General features: G+C 38.3%; 18 protein-coding genes. 10 read left to right on the top strand and 8 right to left on the bottom strand.

Translation table 11 applies throughout. From position 1 onward, the window contains the following. Nucleotides 1–67: 67 nt before the first annotated feature. The 3 genes from BBI00_RS09485 to BBI00_RS09475 all read left to right on the top strand — a co-directional run bounded on the left by BBI00_RS09485 (nucleotide 68) and on the right by BBI00_RS09475 (nucleotide 3,215). A complete protein-coding gene (locus BBI00_RS09485) occupies nucleotides 68–1,033 on the top strand; it encodes an alpha/beta fold hydrolase (protein ID WP_065398534.1) in 966 nt (321 codons plus the stop codon). Between the two features lie 161 nt (nucleotides 1,034–1,194). Further along, the gene (locus BBI00_RS09480) at nucleotides 1,195–1,698 is read left to right on the top strand and encodes a DUF305 domain-containing protein (protein ID WP_083988538.1); all 504 of its coding nucleotides are present in this window, start codon (nucleotides 1,195–1,197) and stop codon (nucleotides 1,696–1,698) included. Between the two features lie 185 nt (nucleotides 1,699–1,883). After that, nucleotides 1,884–3,215: a retropepsin-like aspartic protease gene (locus BBI00_RS09475; RefSeq protein WP_065398532.1), complete on the top strand. Its 1,332-nt coding sequence runs from the start codon at nucleotides 1,884–1,886 to the stop codon at nucleotides 3,213–3,215. A 157-nt stretch (nucleotides 3,216–3,372) separates the two neighbouring features. On the opposite strand, the gene BBI00_RS09470 is transcribed toward BBI00_RS09475, so the two are convergent. Next, entirely contained in the window at nucleotides 3,373–4,836 is a 1,464-nt protein-coding gene (locus tag BBI00_RS09470; protein WP_065398531.1) for a RagB/SusD family nutrient uptake outer membrane protein, read from the bottom strand. A 9-nt stretch (nucleotides 4,837–4,845) separates the two neighbouring features. Further along, nucleotides 4,846–7,800, bottom strand: a complete 2,955-nt coding sequence (locus tag BBI00_RS09465) for a SusC/RagA family TonB-linked outer membrane protein (protein ID WP_065398530.1) — start codon at nucleotides 7,798–7,800, stop codon at nucleotides 4,846–4,848. A gap of 836 nt (nucleotides 7,801–8,636) precedes the next feature. On the opposite strand from BBI00_RS09465, the gene BBI00_RS22945 reads away from it, so the two are divergent. Both BBI00_RS22945 and BBI00_RS09455 read left to right on the top strand, forming a co-directional pair. Continuing rightward, on the top strand, nucleotides 8,637–9,446 hold the full coding sequence (locus tag BBI00_RS22945) for a phospholipase D-like domain-containing protein (protein ID WP_123902254.1): 810 nt from the start codon (nucleotides 8,637–8,639) through the stop codon (nucleotides 9,444–9,446). Nucleotides 9,447–9,809: 363 nt separating this feature from the next. Then, nucleotides 9,810–11,306, top strand: a complete 1,497-nt coding sequence (locus BBI00_RS09455) for an amidohydrolase family protein (RefSeq protein ID WP_065398529.1) — start codon at nucleotides 9,810–9,812, stop codon at nucleotides 11,304–11,306. A gap of 131 nt (nucleotides 11,307–11,437) precedes the next feature. Here the strand turns inward: BBI00_RS09455 and BBI00_RS09450 are convergent, their stop codons facing one another. Together BBI00_RS09450 and BBI00_RS09445 are read right to left on the bottom strand one after the other, a co-directional pair. Further along, nucleotides 11,438–11,809, bottom strand: a complete 372-nt coding sequence (locus BBI00_RS09450) for a jacalin-like lectin (RefSeq protein WP_065398528.1) — start codon at nucleotides 11,807–11,809, stop codon at nucleotides 11,438–11,440. 27 nt (nucleotides 11,810–11,836) lie between these two features. Then, a complete protein-coding gene (locus BBI00_RS09445; protein WP_065398527.1) occupies nucleotides 11,837–12,100 on the bottom strand; it encodes a hypothetical protein in 264 nt (87 codons plus the stop codon). A 16-nt stretch (nucleotides 12,101–12,116) separates the two neighbouring features. On the opposite strand from BBI00_RS09445, the gene BBI00_RS09440 reads away from it, so the two are divergent. The 5 genes from BBI00_RS09440 to BBI00_RS09420 all read left to right on the top strand — a co-directional run bounded on the left by BBI00_RS09440 (nucleotide 12,117) and on the right by BBI00_RS09420 (nucleotide 17,075). Then, the gene (locus BBI00_RS09440) at nucleotides 12,117–13,163 is read left to right on the top strand and encodes an acetoacetate decarboxylase (ADC) (RefSeq protein WP_228394744.1); all 1,047 of its coding nucleotides are present in this window, start codon (nucleotides 12,117–12,119) and stop codon (nucleotides 13,161–13,163) included. Nucleotides 13,164–13,190: 27 nt separating this feature from the next. After that, complete coding sequence (locus BBI00_RS09435) at nucleotides 13,191–14,552, top strand: aldehyde dehydrogenase family protein (protein WP_065398526.1); 1,362 nt, start codon at nucleotides 13,191–13,193, stop codon at nucleotides 14,550–14,552. A gap of 72 nt (nucleotides 14,553–14,624) precedes the next feature. Continuing rightward, complete coding sequence (locus BBI00_RS09430; RefSeq protein ID WP_065398525.1) at nucleotides 14,625–15,563, top strand: NAD-dependent epimerase/dehydratase family protein; 939 nt, start codon at nucleotides 14,625–14,627, stop codon at nucleotides 15,561–15,563. 134 nt (nucleotides 15,564–15,697) lie between these two features. After that, the gene (locus BBI00_RS09425; protein ID WP_083988466.1) at nucleotides 15,698–16,609 is read left to right on the top strand and encodes a helix-turn-helix domain-containing protein; all 912 of its coding nucleotides are present in this window, start codon (nucleotides 15,698–15,700) and stop codon (nucleotides 16,607–16,609) included. A 97-nt stretch (nucleotides 16,610–16,706) separates the two neighbouring features. Continuing rightward, nucleotides 16,707–17,075, top strand: coding sequence for a hypothetical protein (locus tag BBI00_RS09420; RefSeq protein WP_065398523.1), 369 nt, complete (start codon nucleotides 16,707–16,709; stop codon nucleotides 17,073–17,075). 152 nt (nucleotides 17,076–17,227) lie between these two features. On the opposite strand, the gene BBI00_RS09415 is transcribed toward BBI00_RS09420, so the two are convergent. The 4 genes from BBI00_RS09415 to BBI00_RS09400 form a co-directional block, all read right to left on the bottom strand. Next, complete coding sequence (locus BBI00_RS09415; RefSeq protein WP_065398522.1) at nucleotides 17,228–17,671, bottom strand: hypothetical protein; 444 nt, start codon at nucleotides 17,669–17,671, stop codon at nucleotides 17,228–17,230. A gap of 4 nt (nucleotides 17,672–17,675) precedes the next feature. Further along, the gene (locus BBI00_RS09410; RefSeq protein WP_065398521.1) at nucleotides 17,676–20,837 is read right to left on the bottom strand and encodes a peptidoglycan-binding domain-containing protein; all 3,162 of its coding nucleotides are present in this window, start codon (nucleotides 20,835–20,837) and stop codon (nucleotides 17,676–17,678) included. Nucleotides 20,838–20,879: 42 nt separating this feature from the next. Next, the gene (locus BBI00_RS09405) at nucleotides 20,880–22,334 is read right to left on the bottom strand and encodes an ATP-binding protein (protein ID WP_065398520.1); all 1,455 of its coding nucleotides are present in this window, start codon (nucleotides 22,332–22,334) and stop codon (nucleotides 20,880–20,882) included. Nucleotides 22,335–22,419: 85 nt separating this feature from the next. After that, entirely contained in the window at nucleotides 22,420–23,871 is a 1,452-nt protein-coding gene (locus BBI00_RS09400; protein ID WP_065398519.1) for a contractile injection system tape measure protein, read from the bottom strand. Between the last annotated feature and the right edge of the window lie 22 nt (nucleotides 23,872–23,893).

The raw sequence follows: 23,893 nt of genomic DNA, 5'->3' as shown, positions 1-23,893 counted from the left end.
TGAAAAACAATATCCTGTTATTGATTACGGTGTAAGATTCCGGATGTGTACTAAAAATTAAAATTGAATGAAAACTAATTTCCTGCTTTCTGTCCTTTGTTTGATCTGCTTTATGAGTCCGGCCCAGACAAAAATTGATACTGCGGAGATTGTCCGGATTGGTGGGATCAGACAGTTGATCAGTATAAAAGGGGATAATAAGGAAAATCCTGTTCTTTTGATCCTGCATGGAGGACCTGGTAAATCACTGACAGCGATGTCTGACGGTTTTACAGATAAGCTGAAGAAAGAATTTGTAGTGGTCAACTGGGATCAGAGGGGGACCCCGAAAACAGAGGAACTCAACAACTCATCCAGTGATCTTAGCCCTGATTTACTTAAAAAAGATGCCCTGGAAGTCGTCAGCTATCTGATAGAAAAATTCCGGCAGAAGAAAATATTCCTACTCTCTCATTCCTGGGGTTCCGTCATGGGATTTGATATAGCGGTAAAACATCCTGAGCTGCTGTATGCCTATATTCCTGTCAGTCCGGTGATCGATGCTGATAAGAGTGCTCTTTTATCAGTGAACTCCCTTAAAAAATGGGCAGCAAAAACAGAAAACAATGATGCGATCAGGGAATTGGAAAGCATAAAAATACCGTTGCGTAATAAGGATGATTTTTTTCTGGCTCAGAAATGGCTCTTCATTCACAACGGAGTAGAAGGTGCAGGAACCGAAGATTTCAGGAAAATCTATTATAAATGGATGGATACCTGGTTTCCGGTCTGGAAAGAGAATGCAAAAACAAATTTATTCAGTACCGTTCCTGAGATACAATGTCCCGTTTATTTTTTCATCGGAAGCGGAGATAATCAGTCTTATTATACCATTGCCGAACAATATTATCAGTCTGTAAAAGCTAAGAATAAAAAGCTTTTTTGGTTCAAAAAATCAGGTCATACCATTTTCAACACCGAACCCGAAAAACTGCAGGATTTGATCATTAAAAAAATCAAACCAAAATTTTATCAGGATCAAAGACAGAACTGAGGAAAAGTTAACGTTTTTAAATTGGCGGTTATGACCAGACGCATAAACCATTTCGATAAATAGCTGTATTTTTATACCTGAAGATCAGCGTTCTGGATACGTGTCCGGGATCAGTCTGACATGATCAGTTTATTATGATGAAAAGCCGGCAACATACAGAGATGGATCATTCTTCGGGAAATGAAGAGAGGCATTCAGCATATTCCATGTATTGGCGCTTTGCCCTCATGGCTGTGGTGATGTTTGTTGCAATGTATTTCATTATGTTTGCTATGATTGACGGTTTTGAGAATCTTATTCCGAATCTGAATAACCTGTATATGACGCTGCTGATGGTTTCCGTAATGATGCTGATCGAATTATGGATGATGAGAAGAATGTATACCCATCCGAAGATAAACCGGATCATTGGTGTAATAGCAGTTATTCTTGGTGTATTTTCATGGTTGGGAATCCGGGAGCAGATCAATATTGGCGACAGGCAGTTTGTAAAAGGAATGATCCCGCATCATGCCGCAGCGTTACTGATGTCTGAAAAAGCAAAACTTAATGACCCGGACCTGATCAGGCTGAAAAAGAATATCCTTGAAACACAAGCCGATGAAATTGAACTGATGAAGCGTAAACTTAAAGAATTCGAAAAATATAAGCAGGATAAAAACTAATTTTATTGATTATCAAATTGTATAGAATGGCATCACTTCAACCAATGATGCCATTTGTTTTACCTTATTTTAGAGGGATTCCGGATGAACTGATAAGATTTATAAGAGAAAAATAAGCGGTGATCCCATTTTTAAAATAAATTAGCAGTTTGAATTGTCAACTTTCAAATACCCATACTATTGCTATGAAGAATCCAGGAGCTGTAATGCCGTTATCTATGAGAAAATGTTTGAAAATACCGGCGTTAAAGAAAAAAACGATGCAAAGACTTTCATTATTTATGCTGTTGTTATTGTCTGTTGCAGGATCTGGGCAGCACCGTCATTTGGAATTTGAAAATATATACGGCCAGATAAAAGATAAGAATTTCTTTAAAGCACGGGATATGTTTAGGGAAATGAAGCAAAAATTACCGGCAGACTACCGGTATTTTACAGAGGCGGTTCTAGACAATGCATTCAATAAACCTGAAGAATCCAATCAGAAAATTCTTGCACTTTCAGGGTTGAAAACGGAGCTTCCCGATTCACTTATGCTTAAGATTTCGCATATTAAAGAAGACAACTGTATGAAACAGTATGATTATTCAGGAGCCAAAAATGCTGTACTGGTAACCCTTCAAAAATATAATGATCTGCTTACGGAAGAAGAAAGAACCGATCTGAAAAACAATCTGAAAATCTGGACGGCTCTGGAAAAACAGCCGGGGCAAAAAGTAATAAGAAACGGCAATACCCGCGTGAAAATGAAAAAGGATGTTGCTAACCTGAAAAACCTTACCATAACAACAGGGAGAGATTCCATGAACTTTATCTTTGATACGGGAGCTAATATTTCTACCGTTTCGGCAAGTACGGCAAAACGTTTAAAAATGAAAATCATTCCCGCAGATATTGATGTGGATGCCATCACCGGTATTGCTGTAAAAGCGGATCTCGCAGTATGTGAAAAACTGACGCTTGGGAATATTACCGTCGAAAATGCAGTCTTCCTTGTGTTTGCAGATCAGGCGCTCAGCTTTCCGCAAATCAGCTATCAGATCAATGGAATTTTAGGATTTCCGGTAATAGAAGCTTTAAAAGAAGTGCAGCTCACCCAGGACGACTATTTTATAGTGCCTGAAAAAGAAACGAAAATATCCGGCCCGTCCAATATGGCAATTGATGGTCTTACGCCGCTTATTTTTGTGGATGGTAAACATTTTACCTTTGATACCGGTGCTGACCATACCATCTTATATGCTCCTTTTTATCAGGAAAATAAAAAAAATATTGATGCGCAGTATAAGCCCTCCAAAATCAGTATGGGTGGAGCAGGAGGAAAGGCGGAATATGATGGCTTTAAGGTGAATCATACTTTTCATATACTTGGAAAAGAAATCCCGTTGAAAGACATCAGCCTGTTGAAATCTAAAATTAATAAAGAAAACGTTTACGGAAATATGGGGCAGGATGTCATCCGTCAGTTCAATACAATGACCTTGAACTTTGACCAGATGTTCATTAAGTTTGATTAAAAAACTGATACCTGATGGTAAAAGGACCTTATCAAAAAAGATGATGTACTGAAAACATAAAGAAGCTGTCTCCTGCATTTTACTTTGTAAACATAGGAGACAGCATTCAGTCAAATATATTAAAATTGCTGTGCTTTTCAGCTCGTGTTCTGTTTATTTACTCATTCTGTTTGATTTGTGGGTTATTATTAATCTCTTTATTCGGTATCTGGAATCTGAATTTATCAGGGGTAAGGTTAAACCTTCCGAAAGTATGGTTCGTACCCGTGTAGATTCTTTCCAGTGGGGTATTCAGTCGTTTCATATCAAACCATGCATAGCCTTCGCCCCAAAGTTCTATCCTTTTTTGCAGGATGATTTCGTTGATCAGATCGTTTCCTGCTTTTGTTGATAGTGTATAGTTTTTATCCCTTTTTGAAGTGATGTCAAACAGGACCTGTCTTGCCTCGGCTTCCCGTCCCTGTCTTGCCAGTGCTTCAGCTTCTATATAATACAGAGAGGAAGCCCTGATATAGATATAATCTCCTTCAAAGAGACTGGGATCTTTAAATTTCCAGCTTACGTAGGCCGGATAATTTTTCGTTTTCCCGTTAAAGGTGTACTGGGCACTCTGGCTTCCATTGAATACTTTTTTCCGGTAATCTGTTTCCGGAATGGCTTCATAAAGCCGTTTATCTATAAGCTTCCGGATTTGTGCGGCCCCGGCATAGCCCTCGTTGGTATTATCAAACATTGAGAAGAAAGAAGCATAGTAGTTTCCGATACTCATTGTAGAAATCGTATTATGGAAACCCCATATCACTTCAGGATTATTGATGTTGGAAAATCCTGTGGTAGTATACTCGTTTTCAGTCATCAGGGCAATGCCCTGTTTACTTTCATCAGCATATTTACCTGCTTTTGCATAATCCCCCGTTTGCAGAAATACCTCAGCCGCAATAGCTTTTGCCGTTCTCTGGTCAATCTGTGCTCTCGATGGTCGTGCAAAGCTGTCAAGCAGGCCGATAGATTCTTCAATGTCTTTGGTGATCTGCCCATAGACTTCTGACACTGTTGATCTTGGAAGTCCCTGGTTAGGATTACTGCTTGTAAGTACCAGCGGAAGTCCCGGATCAGACGGATGTCCTTTATAATCATGAGCATAGAATCGTACCAGATAGAAATAAGAATAAGCCCTTAGTGCCAGCAACTGTCCTCTGATGGCTTTGTTCTTTGCATTTCCATCATTCTGCAGATCATCAAGAAGCTTATTGATGACGAATATTCTTGCATAAAAAGTAGTCCATACGATTTCCGAAGCCAGATTACTGGCGTTGGTCGCTTCATAATTATAAAACATTCCCAGGTGCTGATTGGTAGACTGGATGACGTCATTAGACATCAGGTCAGCGCCCGCTTTTATCCCCATAATCCCGAAATCGGAATGGGAAGTGGTTCCTCCGGCTCCGTTGCTTCGGAGATCTAGGTAAATTCCGCCTAATATCTTTTCAGGCTTGGACTGATCATCATTCAGCTGTTCACCGGATATATCTCCTTCCGGTAAAGTATTCAGATCGCTGGCGCAGCTGTTGGTAATAAGGCCTATGGCAAGTGCAGCTACAAAGTATTTTATTTTTTTCATTGTTTTCTTTTAAAATGTTAATTTAAAACCTACAGAAACACTGGATAACAGAGAATATCTGTAGGGATCAGACACTCCGGTCAGGGAAGCCCTCGGGTCATAGCCTTTTCTTTTAGACCATAGGTAGAGGTTGTTTCCTGTGAAATAAACTTTCAGACCTGATAAGCCCGCCTGTTGTGCAAAAGCGTCAGGTAGCTGATAAGAGAGTGTTACATCCTGAAGACTGATATAGTCTGATTTGATCAGGTACAGGGTTGAGTTTCCGTTCTGATTGGTTGCTGTAAGATCAACTCTTGGTAATGCTGCTGTAGGATTTTCAGGCGTCCATGTTTTATTCAGATCAGTAGAATAATTAGAGCCGTAAGTATCAGAATGGAATAAGCTCCTGTAAATATCATCATAGCCATATCCTCCAAACTGGTAGGCAAAATTTACTGCAAGATTGAATCTCTTATAGCTCACATCCGTCCCGAATCCTCCGTATACCTTCGGAATTGCTGATTTTCCTGTGTTATAATCGGTTGCTTCCTTATAATTGTTGGTGATCACCTTTTCCTGCTGGTGAGTAACCGGGTTGATGACGGTGCGGTACCACAGAGCATCCCCGTTATCAGGGTTTACACCTGCGAACTCTTTCAGATAGTAGGTATACCGGTCTCCACCTTCGGTGAGAATGAATAAGCCTGTAACGAGACCTGTATTTCTCTGTTCGGCAGGTAACCGTGTAATCTTATTTTTATAGTGGGTTGCGTTGGCATAGATACTCCATTGGAACTGCTCCGTACGGAAAATATCAACATTGATGTTAGCCTGTACCCCGCGATTGGTCATATCCCCGATGTTTCCGTATTTCACATAAGATCCGGCATTGGAGGGAGGAAGGGGAAGGGTATAGATCATGTCAGACACTTTTCTTTCAAAATAATCTGCATTCAGCGTTATCCTGTTTTTCAAAAGAGAAATTTCAAATCCTGCGTTCAGGTTTTTGGAAGTTTCCCATTTCAGGTCTTTATTTCCCTGCTTTTTAAGGGATAAAACCGGTTTTCCATCACCAAAATTGTTGATTCCGTAGATATCCTGATAGGCATAATAATCTCTGTTAGTAGCATCCAGAAGGATATTGTCATTTCCCTGCTGTCCGTAAGACGCTTTCAGTTTTAAAGAATTGATCACCCTGTTGTCCTTAAGGAAATCTTCTTTTGCTACATTCCATGCGGCACCCAATCCGTAAAAATTTCCCCATCTGCTTTCCGGTGAAAATACAGATGAGCCGTCTCTTCTGATGTTGGCATTAAAGAAATATTTTCCGTCATAATTATAAAGTAACCTTGAAAAATATCCTTCTACAGCATATTCGTAACCATTTCCTGAAAGATCGGTGATCTTTACGGCATTATCAAAAGAATGTGAGTCTGGTAATAAAAGCTGCTGCTTGGTTCCTGAAAAGCCTTCATTCTTTATTTTATTCAGCTCATGCCCAATCAGAATGTTGAAATTATGTTTCCCCAGCTTCTTCTGATAAGTAAGCAATTGCTGATGATTCAGGGTATATTTGAATATTGATCCCTGGGTAATTGTTCCGCCTACAGAAGAAGAGGTTCCACCTTCCGTATTTCCGAACTGAAGGTTTTTTACATTTTCAAGATAGGCCCCGAAATTATAGGTAAAGTCCAGTCCTTTAATAATCTCATAATTTAATCCGAGATTAAGGTTGGTGATATTGCTTACCGTCTGGGATTTATCCTTCTGGAGATTCCCTACCGGATTTTCAAAAACGGCATATGATCTCGTGGCTCCGTTAGGGCCCTGCCCGTCTCCATAATCGTACAATGCATTTCCATGGCTGTCATACAATCTCTGGTAATTATCATCCCTGAGAAATACTGGATAAAAAGGGGAGATGTTTCTGGCAAACTGGAATGGATTGGAAAAACCGCCGGTTTCCCCGAAGTCCTGTTTGCTGTAGGTATAAGACAGGGCGCTGGTCAGTTTTAATTTTGATGTGATGGAATAGTCTACATTGGACCTTATCCCAAATCTCTCAAATCCGGAGGAGATCAGATATCCTTTATCATCCAGATAATTAAGAGAAGTATAAGACTTCACCTGATCGCCATTGGCATTGATTCCCAACGTTGCCTCCCTTCTCAGGGCAGGTCTGAAAAGCAGTTTTTTCCAGTTATCCTGATAAAGAAGCTGTGCATCAGGATTGAAAGTACCGTCTTTTCCGATCAGTTGGCTGAAAGGTACGTTATAGGCATTATATCCCAATCTGTTAAGTGCAGCCAGACCCACATCGTGAGGTGTATTTCCGGTAGGAACAGCTCCCGGCTGTTTTAATCTTGCGATTTCTCCGATTCTTCCCCTGTTATAAAAAGCTGTGTAATAATCCTGAGGGGAAGTAAAAACGGAATAATCCTGGATGGATCTGAAATTGACTCCGGTTCTCACATCAGCTTCAATGCTTAGCCCTTTATTTTTTCCCCGTTTGGTATTTACGATAATAACACCGTTGGCTCCTCTGGAACCATAAAGAGCATTGGAAGAGGCATCTTCAAGAAAGGAAATACTTTCAATATCTGATGCGGCGATACTGTTCAGGTTTCCGCTGTAAGGGATACCGTCCAGTACAATCAGCGGATCGCTGGATGCGTTGATGGAACCTATTCCTCTCATTCTGATGGTAGGTTGTGAACCCGGCTGCCCGGAAGAGATGACCTGTACTCCGGCCACCTTACCCCCGATGCCCTGAAGGATATTCCCGTTTTGAAGATTAGACAGGTCTTTTGCTTTCAGAGACTGTACAGATCCTGTTATTTCTTCTTTTTTCTGCTTTCCGAAAGCTACCACCACCACTTCTTTGATGGAAGTCTCTTTCGAAAGACTGTCTTTGGTTTGTGCAAAGGCATATTGTGCAGACAGAACCACAGCCAATACACCAATTTTGCATTGTTTTTTTCTCATTATATTAATCTTAGGTTTAAAATTGAATGTGTGTATTACTGCCGGCCTCTGCTAATGAAAGAAAACAGTTCCCCGCCTCCTTTTTCAGGGAGGTTATGAGAGGTAGAATGTTAAAAAATTACAGGAGAGGTATCCGGATTAAAGAAGCTTGGAATAATCTGCTTTAATTCCTACAGTAATGATTGTATTTCCTTGAAAGTTATGACATCATCATTGGGCACATCATATCAGAACACATATATTGGGAAATAAGATCGTGTTGTGAAAAAGCAGGTACTGCAGAACAATTTTGTTGAGCAGGTAACGCAGCCTTGATGGTGTATAGGTAAGAATCAAAGTTGTTCTTATTCATGAGAATAAAGTTTATATTTTTTTTAACTGGGTCAAAATTATTTAATAATTCATAAAACTTTGTTAAAAGAGGGTATGAGAAATATCATATAAGTCTACTATTTTAGTAGGGTAATTGAATTGAGATATTTAACATTTTGAATATCAATGTTTTAATTTTGATTTGAGTGCCTGATCCATTTAAAAATTCAGAGATGAATAAAAGTTAATAATATTAGTCTATTGTTTTTGTAGACTTTTTGTTTATTTTATATCACTGATTTGTTTGTTTTACTGATTTTATCCTTATTATGTCGGAGATTGCATGATTGTTTTCAGAAGAATGAAATTTTCTTTATCCATTTATGCCAAACCGTAAAATATACCCGGAAAAGAAATGTAAATTTGCGGCCTGAAAAATATCCTGTCATGTCTGTTAGCTCCTGAACAGGCATTCAGCATATTTGAAGACACCATCATCCGAATAGAATTTAAGAAAAAGCAAAGTGTATTACAGGGAACACCAAAAATATTATTTTAAAATTGATGCCGAAAATAAGGAAGGTGTTGAAGTCTTTGTTGGGCAAAATGCAGGAAACCAGTTGAATAAGGATATTCTGAATGCGCAGGAAGAAGTTTTGATCATCTCACCTTATATTGATGAATCGAAAGTAGATGACCTTCTGATGCTGAAGAACAGGGAGGTGAAGGTAAGACTGGCATTCAGTGATCTGCGGCCTGAGCAATATGAAGATGTTCTCCGGAAGCTTATCCATCAGCATAAGGTAACAGATGTAAAGAAAAAAGAAAAGAGGGAAAGTCTGAAGAGCATGTACTTTCTGGCTGCCATTGCTTTGCTGTGCCTGGGGATTATTTCGCTGGCCTATTTCGGTATTCATATCATTGATGACCTCATCAGTGCCAATAATTTTTTTGCACTCCTGATTTCAATCGCCTCACTTTATGGGTTTTACCTATGCTGGGAAAAGAAGACCGAAGTGGAAAAAATGGAGATTTACAAATACCATTACTCTGAAAACCTGAACTTCAAATTTATCAGGAACAGCCGTTACGAAAGTAAATTCCTGCATTCAAAGATTTATGTGATCGACAGGAGGGTGGCTTACCTCGGATCGCTGAACTATACCAGGAGCGGGTTTACCACTAATTTTGAGTCCCGGATCAGAATTACACAGAAAGAAAAAGTCAATGAACTCATCCATTTTGTTCATGATATTTTTGAGGATAATGTGAATCTTAAGAAACACGAGCTTTTCTATCTTGGGAAAAGAGTCTACAGAGAAGAACTGTACTGATCACTCATCATTTAATCTGCCATTTTGAGTTTATAAAAAATTAATACACGAATTATTCTGCCACATGATCAGATTTAAGAAATTTTTTTTAATTTTAACAAAATAAATGAATCAGGTGATCTGGTGACAGAAAGCTTTCTAGAGCATTTTATCATCACTATTCTCTACATTTAATGATATGACTTCTATCCGGATCTTGCGATTACCGGTCCTGATCATATCTAATGTGCTGATCTTTTATTCAAAATCAATACTTCTTTTTACCAGAAAAATTAATTATATTTTTGGAAATTATTGTATTCACAGGGTCAATCGTTCAATAGCATTAGGAATGATTGATCGTATACATCTAACCCAATATTTATGATGAGAAAATATTTTACCTATATATTACTTTTGGGATTTCCGCTGTTGGGAGCTCAGAACAAAGAAAATCAAAATTCCGGTTATCAAAAGAACTGGGCCTCATTGGAACAGGAAAATGAGAACCTTGCCTTTGATGCAGATCTGAAATTATCTGATGCTGAAAAAGCACTGGATCAAAAAATGTCAGAATTAAGACAACAGGTCATAAAGGATGCGAAAGAGAAAAAAATACCATTAAATAATCTGTCTTTCAGTGAAATAAAGCCGATGATCGAAAGCAGTCAACTGTTTAATATCATCCGGACAATGCCTAAAGGCGGTTTGCTGCATACCCACAGTGGAGGTTTTACTGATGTGCAATGGGTGATTGAGGCTGCAAGAAAATATAAAGAATGTTATGTCTACGATCAAAAGGATCACGGAGACTATATTTATGGTCAACTGGCTTTTTTTGAGAAAGGGAAAGTTCCCGGAGGTTTTGTGAACCTTGATCAGAAACTGATCTCTACTCCCGGATTTGAAAAGGAACTGCAGGATCTTCTCATCCTGAAGCGGGATAACTTGTGTTCCTATACCGATTACTGGATTGAATTTGAGAAACGTTTTCAACGTATCAATCTGCTGCTTCCTTATCGTCCGTTTTTTAAAGAATATTATCTGAAAGGCTTTCAGGACCTTGTAAAAGATCATGTACAGCACGTAGAGGTCAGATATATTTTTGGTGATCTGTACGATTTTCAGCACGGAAAATATCCTTCCAAAACAGCCATTACCGATTTGCAGGATGTTGTTAAACAGATCCGCAAGACCAATCCTCAGTTTACCCTGAAGTTAATTTATTCAAGCTTTAAGTTTTTAGAACAGGATGAGGTGGAAAAGCAGCTTGAAACCGCTTTTGAGTTTAAAAAGGAATATCCGGATCTGATTTCGGGATTTGATCTGGTGGCAGATGAAGCTACCGGTAAGCGTATTAATTATTTCCAGGGAAACTGGGTCAGACTGAAAGAGCTTTCCAAGAAATATGGAGTAGAAATGCCGCTCTTCCTGCATGCTGGCGAAAGCAATTCGGTATCGAATAAAAACGTTCTGGATATTGCTTTGCTGAATAACCAAAGAATAGGACATGGTCTGAATCTGATGTATTTTCCGAAAACGATGGAACTGATCAGACAGCAGAATAAACTGGTTGAAGTAAGCCCGATCAGCAATCAGGTTCTGGGATATGTGAGTGATCTTAGAAATCATCCGGCGAGAGTTTTACTCAGTAACGGAGTACAGTGTTCCATCAGCAGCGATGATCCTTCGGTATATGGATACGAAGGGCTCAGCTATGATTTCTGGGTAGCTTTTGTGTATTGGGAACTGGATGTAAAAGCTCTGAAAAAACTTGTTTTCAACTCCATCAATTACTCGTCTCTGAATGCCGGTGAAAAGAAACAGGCTGTTGAATATCTCAATAAACAATGGGCAGATTTCATTCAGAAAGCAAAATAGCAGAAAATTTTAATTGCCCCTAATGCACAGATAAAAAGGAAATCAAAAATCGGAATTGAATAATCCCGATTTTTTTTGTAATCATTTGTTTATTATATTTCAGTGTGATGATTGTTTTCTGCCCGGTCAGATCAGTTTGTTTCCAAGAGAAAATTTAAACTGTCAACATATTCTCCGCTTTGGCCGGAAATGGCAATGAGTTTTCCGTCAATCGTATTTTCACTGCCTCCTCTGCCTCCTCCTGCAATACTGCGGTTTTTGTTGGTAGTGAATTTAATATAATCAATATATTTCCCGGCCCTGTAATCAATCCGTTCAACGAATTCATCATCTTCCAGAATTAAAGTCCCGTCGTTGTCACCACCGCCGCCGCCATGAGTAACGCCATTGATGATGATCTGGTCTACATATTTCCCGGCATGGATGCCGACAGATTGAACGGTAGACATATCAAAGAGAGAGCCACCGCCACCTCCGATTGATTTAATGATGTAATGATTCATGATTCTTGTTTTTAAAGAGTTAATAACCTACTCATCTGGCTTTTCGGTTCCGCCTCGTTTTTTGAGTGATTTCAGATCTTCACTGTCAAAAGCTTTTGATATAACAAATTTAGCGATGCCCATAATGCGGAATAAGAAGAAGAATACTTGTTTTGAAAAATACGTATTTGCACCCGGTGTGAGCAGAACTGTATAGTTGGTAAAAAATGTTTTTTTCCCGAACAGAGATTCTGTTACAACTTCCCGGAATTGAGATACTCCTTCCGGCTGTATTCTTCGGAACTTTGTCATACAAAAACAACAGAATATGAACCTTTTTAAAATAGCACTTACAATAGCCGGTATGGCAGTCTGTTCCGACAGTATGGCCGCTTTCCACGGAAATAGCAGACTGTCAGGTGTAACGGCTGAAACCAATACAAACCACATGACAATGGATACCATCAGACCCAACCAGACCATCATTGACCTTGCAGGACATCAGGTGCCTGTTGTAAAGGATGGCCTTTATGACAGATTTCGCTCAAACCCGCCGTTATCGGTCATTGAAAAAGAAGCACCGGAGATCGATCTGAGCTGGTTCAAAACGATTCAGAAACAGAAAAAAGAAGTAGGATTTACAACCTATTCACCCAATTTCTATTACAGCAACAGCAGTATTACAGCCATTTATACCGCTGATATGAAAACCCTGAAAAAGCTGATACCAAAAGAAGTGCGTGATGTGGTAAAGCCGATTTCCATTACTCCCGGACGTGGATTGATTGCGATTACAGCTTATGCCTATCATTACTGTGATAATGATTCTTATAATGAATTATCGATTTCAATTGTCACTACAAAACCCAATTCGGGAAACTGGGGTGTATTTTCTCTGATGGGAGAGCTGAAAAATAAAAATCTTTGGGGATATGTCCTGAAACTCCCTGTAGACACAGAGCTGGCCAGAGTACGTGGCGTGGTGGGATACAATTTACCGAAATGGCTGATTCCGATTGATTATAGTAATACAGGAAACTCAATGACCTTTAGTTTTTACGATCAATCAGGTAAAATGGATTTTTCGATCAAAGGAAAGAAGCTGGATATTGCAGAAGCCAAGCCCGATATTACCCGCTCCAATTTCATCAATCTGGATACAAAAGGCAAACTGACCCACGGATATACAGACGTAAGAGCATTGAAAAAAGCAAGCAGCAAAAAGAAAGAGGATGTCCAGCTTTCTCTTACCGATGGCCCGTTATCTGCCTTTATCAAATCTCTGGATCTGGGAAAACTGATGCGTTATGATTATCAGCCGGAATTTCAGGCTGCCCTTTATACTCCTGAATTGGCGGAGGATTTAAAAAAATAACAGGTGTAATCTTTAAAATACAATGAAATGGATTTCGCTACAATATTTCAGTCGCAAAGAGATTTTTTTTACTCACATCAGACCAAAAATGTGGCTTTTCGGAAACAAACCCTGTCAAAGCTCAGGAATATTTTAAAAACCAATGAGGAAAGGCTTTACGAAGCAATTTATAAGGATTTTCGTAAAGGCAGGTTTGATACTTTTCTTACCGAACTGAATCTGATATACAATGAGATTGATTTTTTTCTGAAAAACCTAGATCAGCTCAGCAGACCTGATAAAGTGAAAACAGCACTCAGCCTGCAGCCTGGGAAAAGCCATATTTATTACGATCCATTGGGGGTAACCTTAATTATCGGTGCCTGGAATTATCCCTATCAACTGACCTTGAGTCCCATGGTAAGCGCTATTGCAGCAGGAAATACCTGTATGATAAAACCAAGCGAGCTTCCGGAAAATACAATGCATCTTCTGGCAGAACTTATCAATAACAATTTTCCTTCGGATTATGTATATGTGGCAGAAGGTGGTATCCCGGAAACTACAGAACTATTGAAACTTCGATTTGACAAGATATTTTTTACAGGAAGTCCGAAAGTGGGAAAGATTGTTTATGAAGCGGCTGCAAAAAATCTTGTTCCTGTTACGTTGGAATTGGGTGGGAAATCTCCGGCGGTTGTTACCGGAACAGCCGATCTGGAAGTTGCTGCAAAGCGTCTGGTGTGGGGGAAGTTTCTGAACGGAGGGCAAACCTGTATCGCTCCTGATTATCTGCTTGTGGAAGAATCTGTGAAACCTCAGCTTTTACAACTGATGAAAGAAAAACTGGATGAAATCAATTATTCAGATGGGGCGGAACATTATACAAGCATCATCAACAAAAGAAATTTTGATCGTGTACTGGGACTTATTGATGAAACTAAAATTATATATGGCGGCAATTACAATAGCACAACACTGTATATAGAACCTACGGTCATGGACAATGTAAGCCGGGAAGATCCTGTGATGCAGGAAGAAATTTTTGGCCCTGTTTTTCCTGTTATTTCCTATACGGATTATGATGATATGCTTAACGGGATCATAGAGGGTGAAAAACCTCTGGCAGCTTATCTGTTTACAAAGAAGGAGGATGAAAAAGGTAAATTCTTGAAAAAAGTCTCTTTCGGTGGCGGATGTATCAATGATACGCTGATGCATATCACAAGTGATTATCTTCCGTTTGGAGGAATAGGAAACTCGGGAATAGGAAATTATCATGGTGAATTTGGGTTTCTCACGTTTTCGCATCAGAAATCAGTGATTGAAAAAATGAATTGGGGTGAACCGGACTGGAAATATCCGCCCTACTCTGATAAAAAAATGCATTGGCTTAAAAAAGTAATGTAAATTTTAAAAAGTGATGAGGCAGATATTGGAAAAGGTTTTACTCATCAGTTAATCATCAAAAAATAAAATCATATGCAAACAATATTAGGAGCCAACGGACAGATTGGTGAAGAGCTGGCAAGAGAACTGAAAAGAAATTTTACATCAGATATCCGCATAGTCAGCAGAGAGGCAAAAAAAATAAATGATACGGATGAAGTGTTTTCAGCGGACCTTTCGATCCGGGAAAAGGCTATTGAAGCGGTAAAAGGCAGTGAAATTGCTTATTTTACACTGGGACTTCCGATCAGTTCAGATCTTTGGGAAAAGCAGTTTCCGCTTATTTTACGCAATGTGATTGATGCCTGTAAGATGAATGGGACTAAACTGGTCTTCTTTGACAATACGTATATGTATCCTCAGGATGACCGTGTTTTGACTGAAAATACAACATTTGCTTCGGTAGGAAGAAAGGGCAGGGTACGAAGAGAAATGGCGGAGATGGTTCTGAAGGAAATACAGTCCGGTGAACTGGAAGCCGTGATCTGCCGCGCGCCCGAGTTTTACGGACCGGGGAAAACACAGAGCATTACCAATACGCTGGTTTTTAATACGATCAAAGAAGGGAAAAAACTGAAAGTACCATTAAGTGCCAATAAAAAAAGAAGCCTGATATGGACACCGGACGCAAGCCGCGCCACAGCATTGATCGGAAATACACCGGATGCATTTGGCCAGACCTGGCATCTTCCCGTAGATAAAAGCCATCCCACTTACAGAGAATTTATCAGAACCGCTTCCGGAATTTATGGCCGGGATCTGAAATATTCCGTTGTTCCTAAATTTGTGTTTAAATTTGGTGCTTTGTTCAATAAAAGAGTGAAAGAATTACTGGAACTGCTTCCAAGATATGAACATGATAATGTATTTGATGACTCAAAATTCAGAAACAGATTTCCTGATTTTCAGGTGACATCTTATAAACAGGGGATCAGCCAGATCAGAAACGAGCAGCTTTCCAGCCAGAAATAAAATCAGTACCTTAGATGAAGGGTTAACAAGTTTTATTTTTAACAACATAGACACATAGGATATAGAGATATGAATGATCATTTATCTATCCAATACAGCTATGTGATTTAATAAAAAAATCAGAACATCCGAATATGAAAACACCGGTAAAAGTTCAGTCAATACACGCTATGCATCAGTCTCTGGGATTGAATAAGCCTTCAAATCCACTGATCAGTGTATTCAGCTTTGATGAGGTAAAGCTGGAACCGGAAACGATCCTCAGCGCAATAACCACCGATTTTTATGTAGTTGCTTTGAAAAAAGACTGTGCCGGAGGAAAATGCAGGTATGGACAGCAGTATTATGATTTCGACGGAGGTATGATGTACTTTGTGGCTCCTCATCAGGTAGTGCAGTTTGAAGATATTCTGCTGAACGAGGTTGAAGGATTTGTCCTGACCGTGCATCCTGACTTTCTGCAGGGATACCCACTGGCTGCAAAGATCAAAGATTACGGTTTCTTTTCCTATACAGCGAATGAGGCCCTCTATCTTTCTGAAAAGGAAGAAAAATCGATCATGGATATTATAGAGAATGTAGAACAGGAAATAGAAGCCAATATGGATTCCTTTACCCAGGATCTTCTGGTGTCTAACCTGGAGCTTTTATTGAAATATTGTGACCGCTTTTATAATCGTCAGTTTTTAACCCGGAAAAAAATAAACAATGATCTGCTTTCAAAGCTTGAGGGCTTACTGGATGAGTATTTTAAAAATGATCAGCTGATTCTGAACGGTATTCCTACTGTTCATTCTATTGCTGAGCAGTTGAATCTCAGCCCGAACTACCTGAGTGATATGCTTAGAGTGCAGACCGGGCAAACCACCCAGCAGCACATTCAAAACAGGTTGATTGAAAAAGCTAAAGAAATGCTGTCTACCACGGAAATGTCTGTCTCTGAAATAGCTTACCATCTGGGATTTGAGCATCCACAGTCTTTCCACCGTTTATTTAAAAACCGGACCTCTTTCTCGCCTTTGGAGTTCAGGGCTTCTTTTAATTAATGTACAGAATGACAATAGTTGAAAAATCATGGGTATTTAATGCCGGCTAAAAGTAAAAAATATCATACTTTCGCAACCCAAATTAAATATTTTAATCATGAATCAGTTTATTTCGGCTTTCGCTTTATTATCGTCCTCTTTATTATTTTCCCAGCAGCTTACAGGCGTCGGATTTCAAAAAAACGAAAACGAATCCTGGGCAATTAACGTTGATATGTCTTCAAAAAAGAATACTACAGTTTCTTATCCTACGCTGGGATGCTCCGGTAAATGGGTTTTGCTCAGGGAAGAGCCCAAAAAGATCTTATTCAAAGAAGTGATAGAAGAAGGGCTGGATCAATGTGTGCCAACCGGCTTTATTTCCTTAGTAAAAGATGACGTTTCACCAACCGCTTACAGATTTTATATTTTTGAAAATAAGGATGATAAAACGCCCTATGCCATAGGAGTTCTCGAAACTCAATAAGAAATCTTTTTGAAGTGACTGTTAAAATAAAAGGGCATTGATTGTAAAATTGGTGCTTTTTTGTGAGATGAGGATGTCAGAATAACAGCTTTCCGAAGTCGGGAGACTTCGGAAAGCTAAGGGAAAATTACAATTTATTATTATTATTCAGATTACTGAACTAAATATGTAGATTTACCTTCAAATATAATATGCTCACTATTGATGATAATCTTTTCTAAATTTTTAAGTAAGTATATTTCTTTATTATTTACACTATAATCATCTATAAATTCACCCAATATTATAAATATAAAATAACCATTTATTATCTGTATTTTCTGATCACTTTTCAGATTCATAAACATATTAAAATCAGGATAATTTTCAGCTCCATCATACATAGGTGTAAAATCGTTATCTATCTTATCATCTTCAATATATTCTTCTAGAAAAGAATCATATTTTGGTTTTATCTTATTTATAAAATCATTTAAACTTATTAATATTCTATATTCATTATAATCAACATTCGTATCCAGTTTACCAAAATCTATTTGTGAATAGTTGATTCTTTTCATATTTATTTCATTATTGTTGATATATGCTTTATTCATAGTATTATTTTTTTGGGGGTATTATAATAATTTCTCCTTGAGGAGTTACAGTTATTGATCCTGAAGGGGTATAGGGCTCACCTTTTCTCAAATCTCCTCCATCTCTTATTCCTGATCTTTGAAAAAACTCTTCAGGAGTTTCTATTTTTGAAATTGTATTTGTTTCTTTACCTGGAACGATTTGTAGTTCTTCCATTTTTAAATCGAATAGAGCATTGTTTTTCTTAATAATTTTAGAAGCCATGCTTTGCGTTAAGTTTCCAAACCCTACGTCCAGGTCACTGTTTGGTTTATAATTACCTCGTATCCTACTACCACCGAATACAACTGATGAATCTCTGGAAAATGCATATTTTAAGATAAATTCTGCTTGTTCTTTTGAGAGTCCAGGTATCATCTGAGATAATTTCTCCGATGTTTCATTAATTATTTGCTCTATTGTTTTAATTGAAGACTCGGACAATTTCTTATTACCATTATTGGAAATGTCTTCTTCCTCAATTTTATTATCTTTAAGATTGGTTTCCTTTTCTTTAGTTAATTTTGATTCATCTATAATATTTTTAGTTGTTCTTTCTCCTTTAATCTTTTCTGTTTCGTCCAGTAAATTTTTTACCTTTGAAAGATCATTATCAGCTATTGCTTTTTCGAGTTCGATAGCAAGCTTATCATCTTTGGCTAAGTTTCTTGCCTTTTCAAAAGCATTTTTAACCAAAAGTAACTCTTCGGGGTTTAATCCTGTCTCACTTATGAGTTTAGCCAGTTTAAGCTCAGCTACAAAACTATCAAATGTAACAATTCCTTTTCGAATAGCAAATACCGCTCTGGCCAATAATTCACCTGTTTTAGCTAAACCTGGTATGGTTACGTAGGTAAGTTGTCTGGCTTTTACAAAGCCATCCAGTATTTTTTGCTGTTGGGCTTGTATTTTAGCCTGTTTAACAATATTTTCCCTTACTTTTCTTTCAAGGCCCTCAATTTTAAGTAGATCACTTTCTAATGTGGTTAATGCTTTTGTTGCATCTTCGGCATTGTTGAAAGCTTTGGCTGCTGCAGAAATAGGTTTAGCGGCTCTCAGTACTGCAGCTAATGATCCTGCATCTAAGGCAACACCGGCAATGGCAATTACTACCCAAACCAAACTTGGATCATCGGAGAGTAAGCCTACATCATGAAACTCTTTGTTATTTTTATATTCCTTGATAGTGTCATAAGCAACATCAATGCTCACTGCTAAAGATAAAGCACCGCCGGCAATGACTACCGGAGTGGCCGCACCCCAGGTAACCACTATAAGTGCTATAGCAAAAATACCCTCACAAATACTCAATAGTATTTTCAGATTCCTTAAGCGCTCATGTTTTGCTCTAATGATGCTGTCATAAATTGATCCCTTTTCAATGTGCTGCTTTTTATAAGAGGCTTCAAATAAATTGTCGAGTTCATAAATATGTTCCGGATTTTCTTTTATATTATTGATTACACGATCTACTTTTTCGTTTTGTGAAGCAATATAATTTTGTAAAAATGCTTTTAAATCTGCCGGACTGCTGATCTTTGCAAATTCTTTTTTGTCAAAATCAGGATCGTTTACTAATGATGTTTGGCTTGCCAAAGCACTTATAGATTTATTTGCACTATTTATTTTGCTCTGTCCAAGGCTATATTCTTGCTGATCAGTGTAAGTTATTCCATGTTCAAGTACTTTCTTTGAATCACTTTTGATTTGAGCGCCACTTTTATAATTCTCTTTAGCTCCTGACTGTATAATACTTTGTGAAAGGTTGTCTAAAAATAAATTATCATTTAGTCTCTTTCCTTCTTCATATAAAGTATGTTTATATTGTTGTAACATTTCGACTCCAATACGAACAGTTTCGGTTTCAAAAGCATTTTCATAGCGTGTAATATAAGTCTGAAATTCTTCAATACTGGCAAAACCATTGGCTATCATTGCCTGGGTAAGTGATTTATTTGCAGTTATATGAACTGGGTTAACTACAATAACAGGTTCTTTAATGGTACCAATGTTGGTAGTAGGAGAAATATTGGTGTATTTGATATATTGATCATACAAATCTTCTAAACCATACAATTTAGTTTTTACAGTTTCTAATTCGTTTTGGTTTTTAAGGTTTTTATTCCGGGTTTCAATATACGCTTTAAGTGATTCTTCAATCTCTGCCAGATCGGTTGTTTCTTTCGAAACTTTGTTCTTATAATCAGCCATTTCTCCATCAGATAATTGCTTTAATAAATCAAGAATACGCCTGTTTTGAAGATAGTCGATCTTACTTGTTGCGTCTCTGATAAATTGTTTTTTATCTGCTGATAAAGCTCCTGCTTCTTTTTTAATGGCATTTATTTCTTCCGATATTGCTTTTTCCTGATTTTTTAAATGTCCTTTAACGAAATTTCTTAATTCAGCAGCGCTTGGTTTAGCAGAAGTTTTTCTCTTATACATAGCTTCCCACTGTTGATCAGTGATTCCTAAGTGTTTTTTTAGACTGGAGACGCTTACAGTGCAAGAAGTTTCTTTTCCTATATAATTTTTGTAGGTATTTTTACCAATATCCCATGTAGCATCTACAATTCGACCAAAAACCTGGATATCAAGGTATTCAAAAAATTTCTGGTTACTTTTGATATTCATTGGAATAACACCGACGCTTATCTGTACTTTTTCATCCGGTGGAGTAGAGGCAGGAAGGATTTGAGATTCTTTTTGCTGAGAAGATGTTTCTTCCATTTTATGCAAATTTTCCAGGGCTTCATTCATTTTCAGCAAAGTTTCCTTATCAAAAATTCCGGAGCCTGTAAGCCCGTTCTTTTGTTGGAAATTAATGAGTGCAATCTGGGTTTTATCTCTAAAAGTGTCCTCGTTTACATCTACTTTATGCCCTAATGCATTCAGAGCCTGATTAAGAATCAATACATGTGGCCCGCTTTCTAAAAGCTGTATTCTGGCAGAGCCTGTTTCTATTTTACGGAATGCCCTGGTTCTGAAAGGGCCATATGTTATTTGGGTAACTTCTGTTTTGGCGAGGGATATTTTACTGTCCTGATTACTGATCTGTTCATATTTTTTTTCATCCTCTTTATTATCATTGGTTTGCGCCTCAGACTTTTCAGCCCTGGGCGCAAATGTTTTGTTATGTCTGCTCATGTTATTGGTTATTAGATGAGTATATTATGTTGTGCTAAGGAGTTATTCTGATTTTGGTACAAACGGGCTGAGACGGGACTGGTTTTTTCCAAAAGCCTTTTCGTTTTCTATCATTAGATAAGTGCTTAGTAATGAATACGTAATAATGGTTTCATTGCGGTCATATAAAGCCATCAGCACATTCTTCATAATATTGCGGATATTAGCACCGGTGTAAGAATACTCTTTTGTTAGATATTTTAATAGTTCATCACTTTCAAAGGTTATATTTTTAGGGAGATAATGCTTCCAGAGGCTTTCTCTGGTAGGTTCCGTGGGTCGTATTACATTTACAGATACATCTATACGGCGCTTGAAAGCATCGTCCATATTGTTTTCAAAATTGGAAGCCAGAATTGTTAATCCGTCAAACTTTTCTATCCGCTGCAATAGGTAGGATACCTCCTGGTTGGCATAGCGGTCATGGGCATCTTTTACATCCGAACGTTTTCCAAACAGGGCATCAGCTTCATCAAAAAACAACATACAGTTTTTACCCTGCAGCCTGTTGAACAGGACTTCAAGATTTTTCTCAGTTTCACCAATATATTTGCTGACCACCTGAGAAAGATCTACATGGTACATATCGATACCGTACGTATTGGCAAGAATTCCTGCCAGCATTGTTTTTCCGGTTCCCGGAGCCCCATAGAATAAAGCCATAAAGCCTGGTTTGAAACTGTGATCACCGGTCTTGAAAAAGCCGTTTTCCAACGCTTTGATATAATATCCGATGGGTTTTATCTGCTCTCTTACATTTTCTTCCAGAATAATATCATCCATTGTGAGATCAGATCTGTAAAGTTTCCCCGGAAAATAGGAACCATGGTCTAACTGCGGTTTCTGACCGGATAAAAAATAGTTGAGATACGCTGTATCCAGTTCAATTTTTCCATGAATGAATTCCGTTGAAGAACGGTTGTAAATAATGTCGTTTTGTAAGAGTACACTGCCACTGATCAGCTGGGAGCTGTAATGTGACCACAATGACAGATCTTTGCCTGCGAGCAGAAAAAGTGCAGTCTGAAAAGTCGGCTTGAAGCTTCGGCTGACCTTATTGTATTCACCTCCTGCTTCAATAGCAAATGCATTACTGCTTTCTTCTATCTGTACAAATGTTTTCAGTATGGACGGATAATGGGACGAAGCAATGCCCAGTGCCAGAATCACCCTGTCTACAGCGGTAAGCCGGAGCGTGTTGATCGTAACCGAATAAGGCGATTCGTCATCAAATTTTGAAGGTTCAGGCACATCATGAGCAACGTGTACTTCTGTATCATCCTCTAAAAACAAATCCCTGCATCGCATTTCAATCAGCCACTGCAGCCATTGCATTTCTTCATTTAAAGACCGGTGATTCACATTGCCGTTCTGAAATGCATGATCACTGATTTCTGCTTTTTCATGAACGACTGTTTTTACTAATGTTTCCTTTTCATGGTTGATAAGAGATTTCATAATTTTATTTTGAATTAATATTGATGCAGTGAGTGGTTTTCCTGATGAAAAATCAATGGTAGGATATTAAGGAAGCAATCGGGCATTACCAGTTTATAAATATGAATTTCTCCTGCCATGGCAGTTTCACAAGGCCGATTCCCCAGGCAAGCTTATCAAGTAAAATATCCTGTGTTTTTCGTTCTACTGTAAGAGTGTAATCGTAATCGGTGATTACCAGTTTACCTGAACGTTGGAAAAATTCGTTTTGTAATAATGCTGCAGATGATTTTCTCATCGGAGCCCAGTTGTGCTGAACACTTTCTATTACATTTTCAGCTTGTTCTTTGTGTTGCCGTGAAAGTTTGATATGCCTGCTGATACTCTGATTCGTAGGAATATTGCACAGGAATTTTTCAAAAACCATATCGTATTCAGGGGCATTGGTATTTCCGGTAGCGATATAATGTAATAAATGGGCGCACAATTCAGGATCAAGAAGCTGCTGGGTTTTGGGATCAAGGAGATTACAGTGTTCAAAAAACGTTTTGATGAAGGGATGGATCAGAATAAGCCCTGCATTTTGAATATATTGCCCGTCGTTCTCATCCGGATCTTCCCGCACAGATTCATTCCTTTGTTCAATCTCAATTGTTTCCATCACACTCTTTGTGTTCTCAGAATAATCTTTTGTATTGTTTTTGATGCATTCGGCAATTTCATTTTCTTTCATGGAAGGAAATAGCTTCATTACCGTTTCCCATTTCTGCCGGCTGCTTTTCGTTTTTGTAAAGCCTGCTGTTTCTACCTTTGATAGCTGTTGTGCAAGATATTCCTGCAGATTGTTGATTCCGGATGGTTTCAGGTATTCAGACAATACATTGTAAATAAGTTTCCAGATGATGATCCTGTCGCTATGATTCAGCGTTGACAGATGATGAATCACACCGGTTTCCAGATTGATTTTTAATTCCTTATTCCTTAAAACGGCCAGACATAACCGGGCCATCTGCTCGTTTGAAAGCTGATTGATCATCCGGTCCTGAACATTTTGCTTTGACAGAAGTGGAAGGATCCTTTTTTCGAAATTTTTGGCCAGGATCATGGTATCAAATACCGCCGGTTCCAGAAAGCTGGTGCCTTTCCGTTCCGGATTCCACCATGGCATATATCCTTTTTCTAAAAAAAACAGAAAAGCCTGTACCGTTTTCTCCTGTTGATCAAGTAAATAAGCTTTAGATCCGTCTTCTGTTTCCTGCTTTAAACCTTGAGCCGGCAAGGATATTTCAGAGATCTCTTCCCGGAAAAGCTGAACAATTTTATCTTTTAATTCTGAATCCAGGGCACTGCTTTTTATATCCAGATTCAGTGCTAACTTTGGAATCTGCAGGGTTTGGCCGGCCAGTTCGTATTCCAGGGTATTGATATACTTTTCTATTTCCGGAAAAACATCAATAGACAAAAAGCTGTTGATATCCTCCTTTATATCCAATGCCTTTTCCTTATTGTTGACTGTAATTTCAACAAAAACTTTCTGAATGATATGATCCTGATTCACTTTTATAGATTTTAGTTATACA

Origin of the sequence: Chryseobacterium arthrosphaerae, assembly GCF_001684965.1 — a bacterium.
Taxonomy (GTDB): domain Bacteria; phylum Bacteroidota; class Bacteroidia; order Flavobacteriales; family Weeksellaceae; genus Chryseobacterium; species Chryseobacterium arthrosphaerae.
The sequence above is the reverse complement of the archived record's forward strand: the minus strand, read 5'-3'. Positions and strand labels throughout refer to the sequence as shown.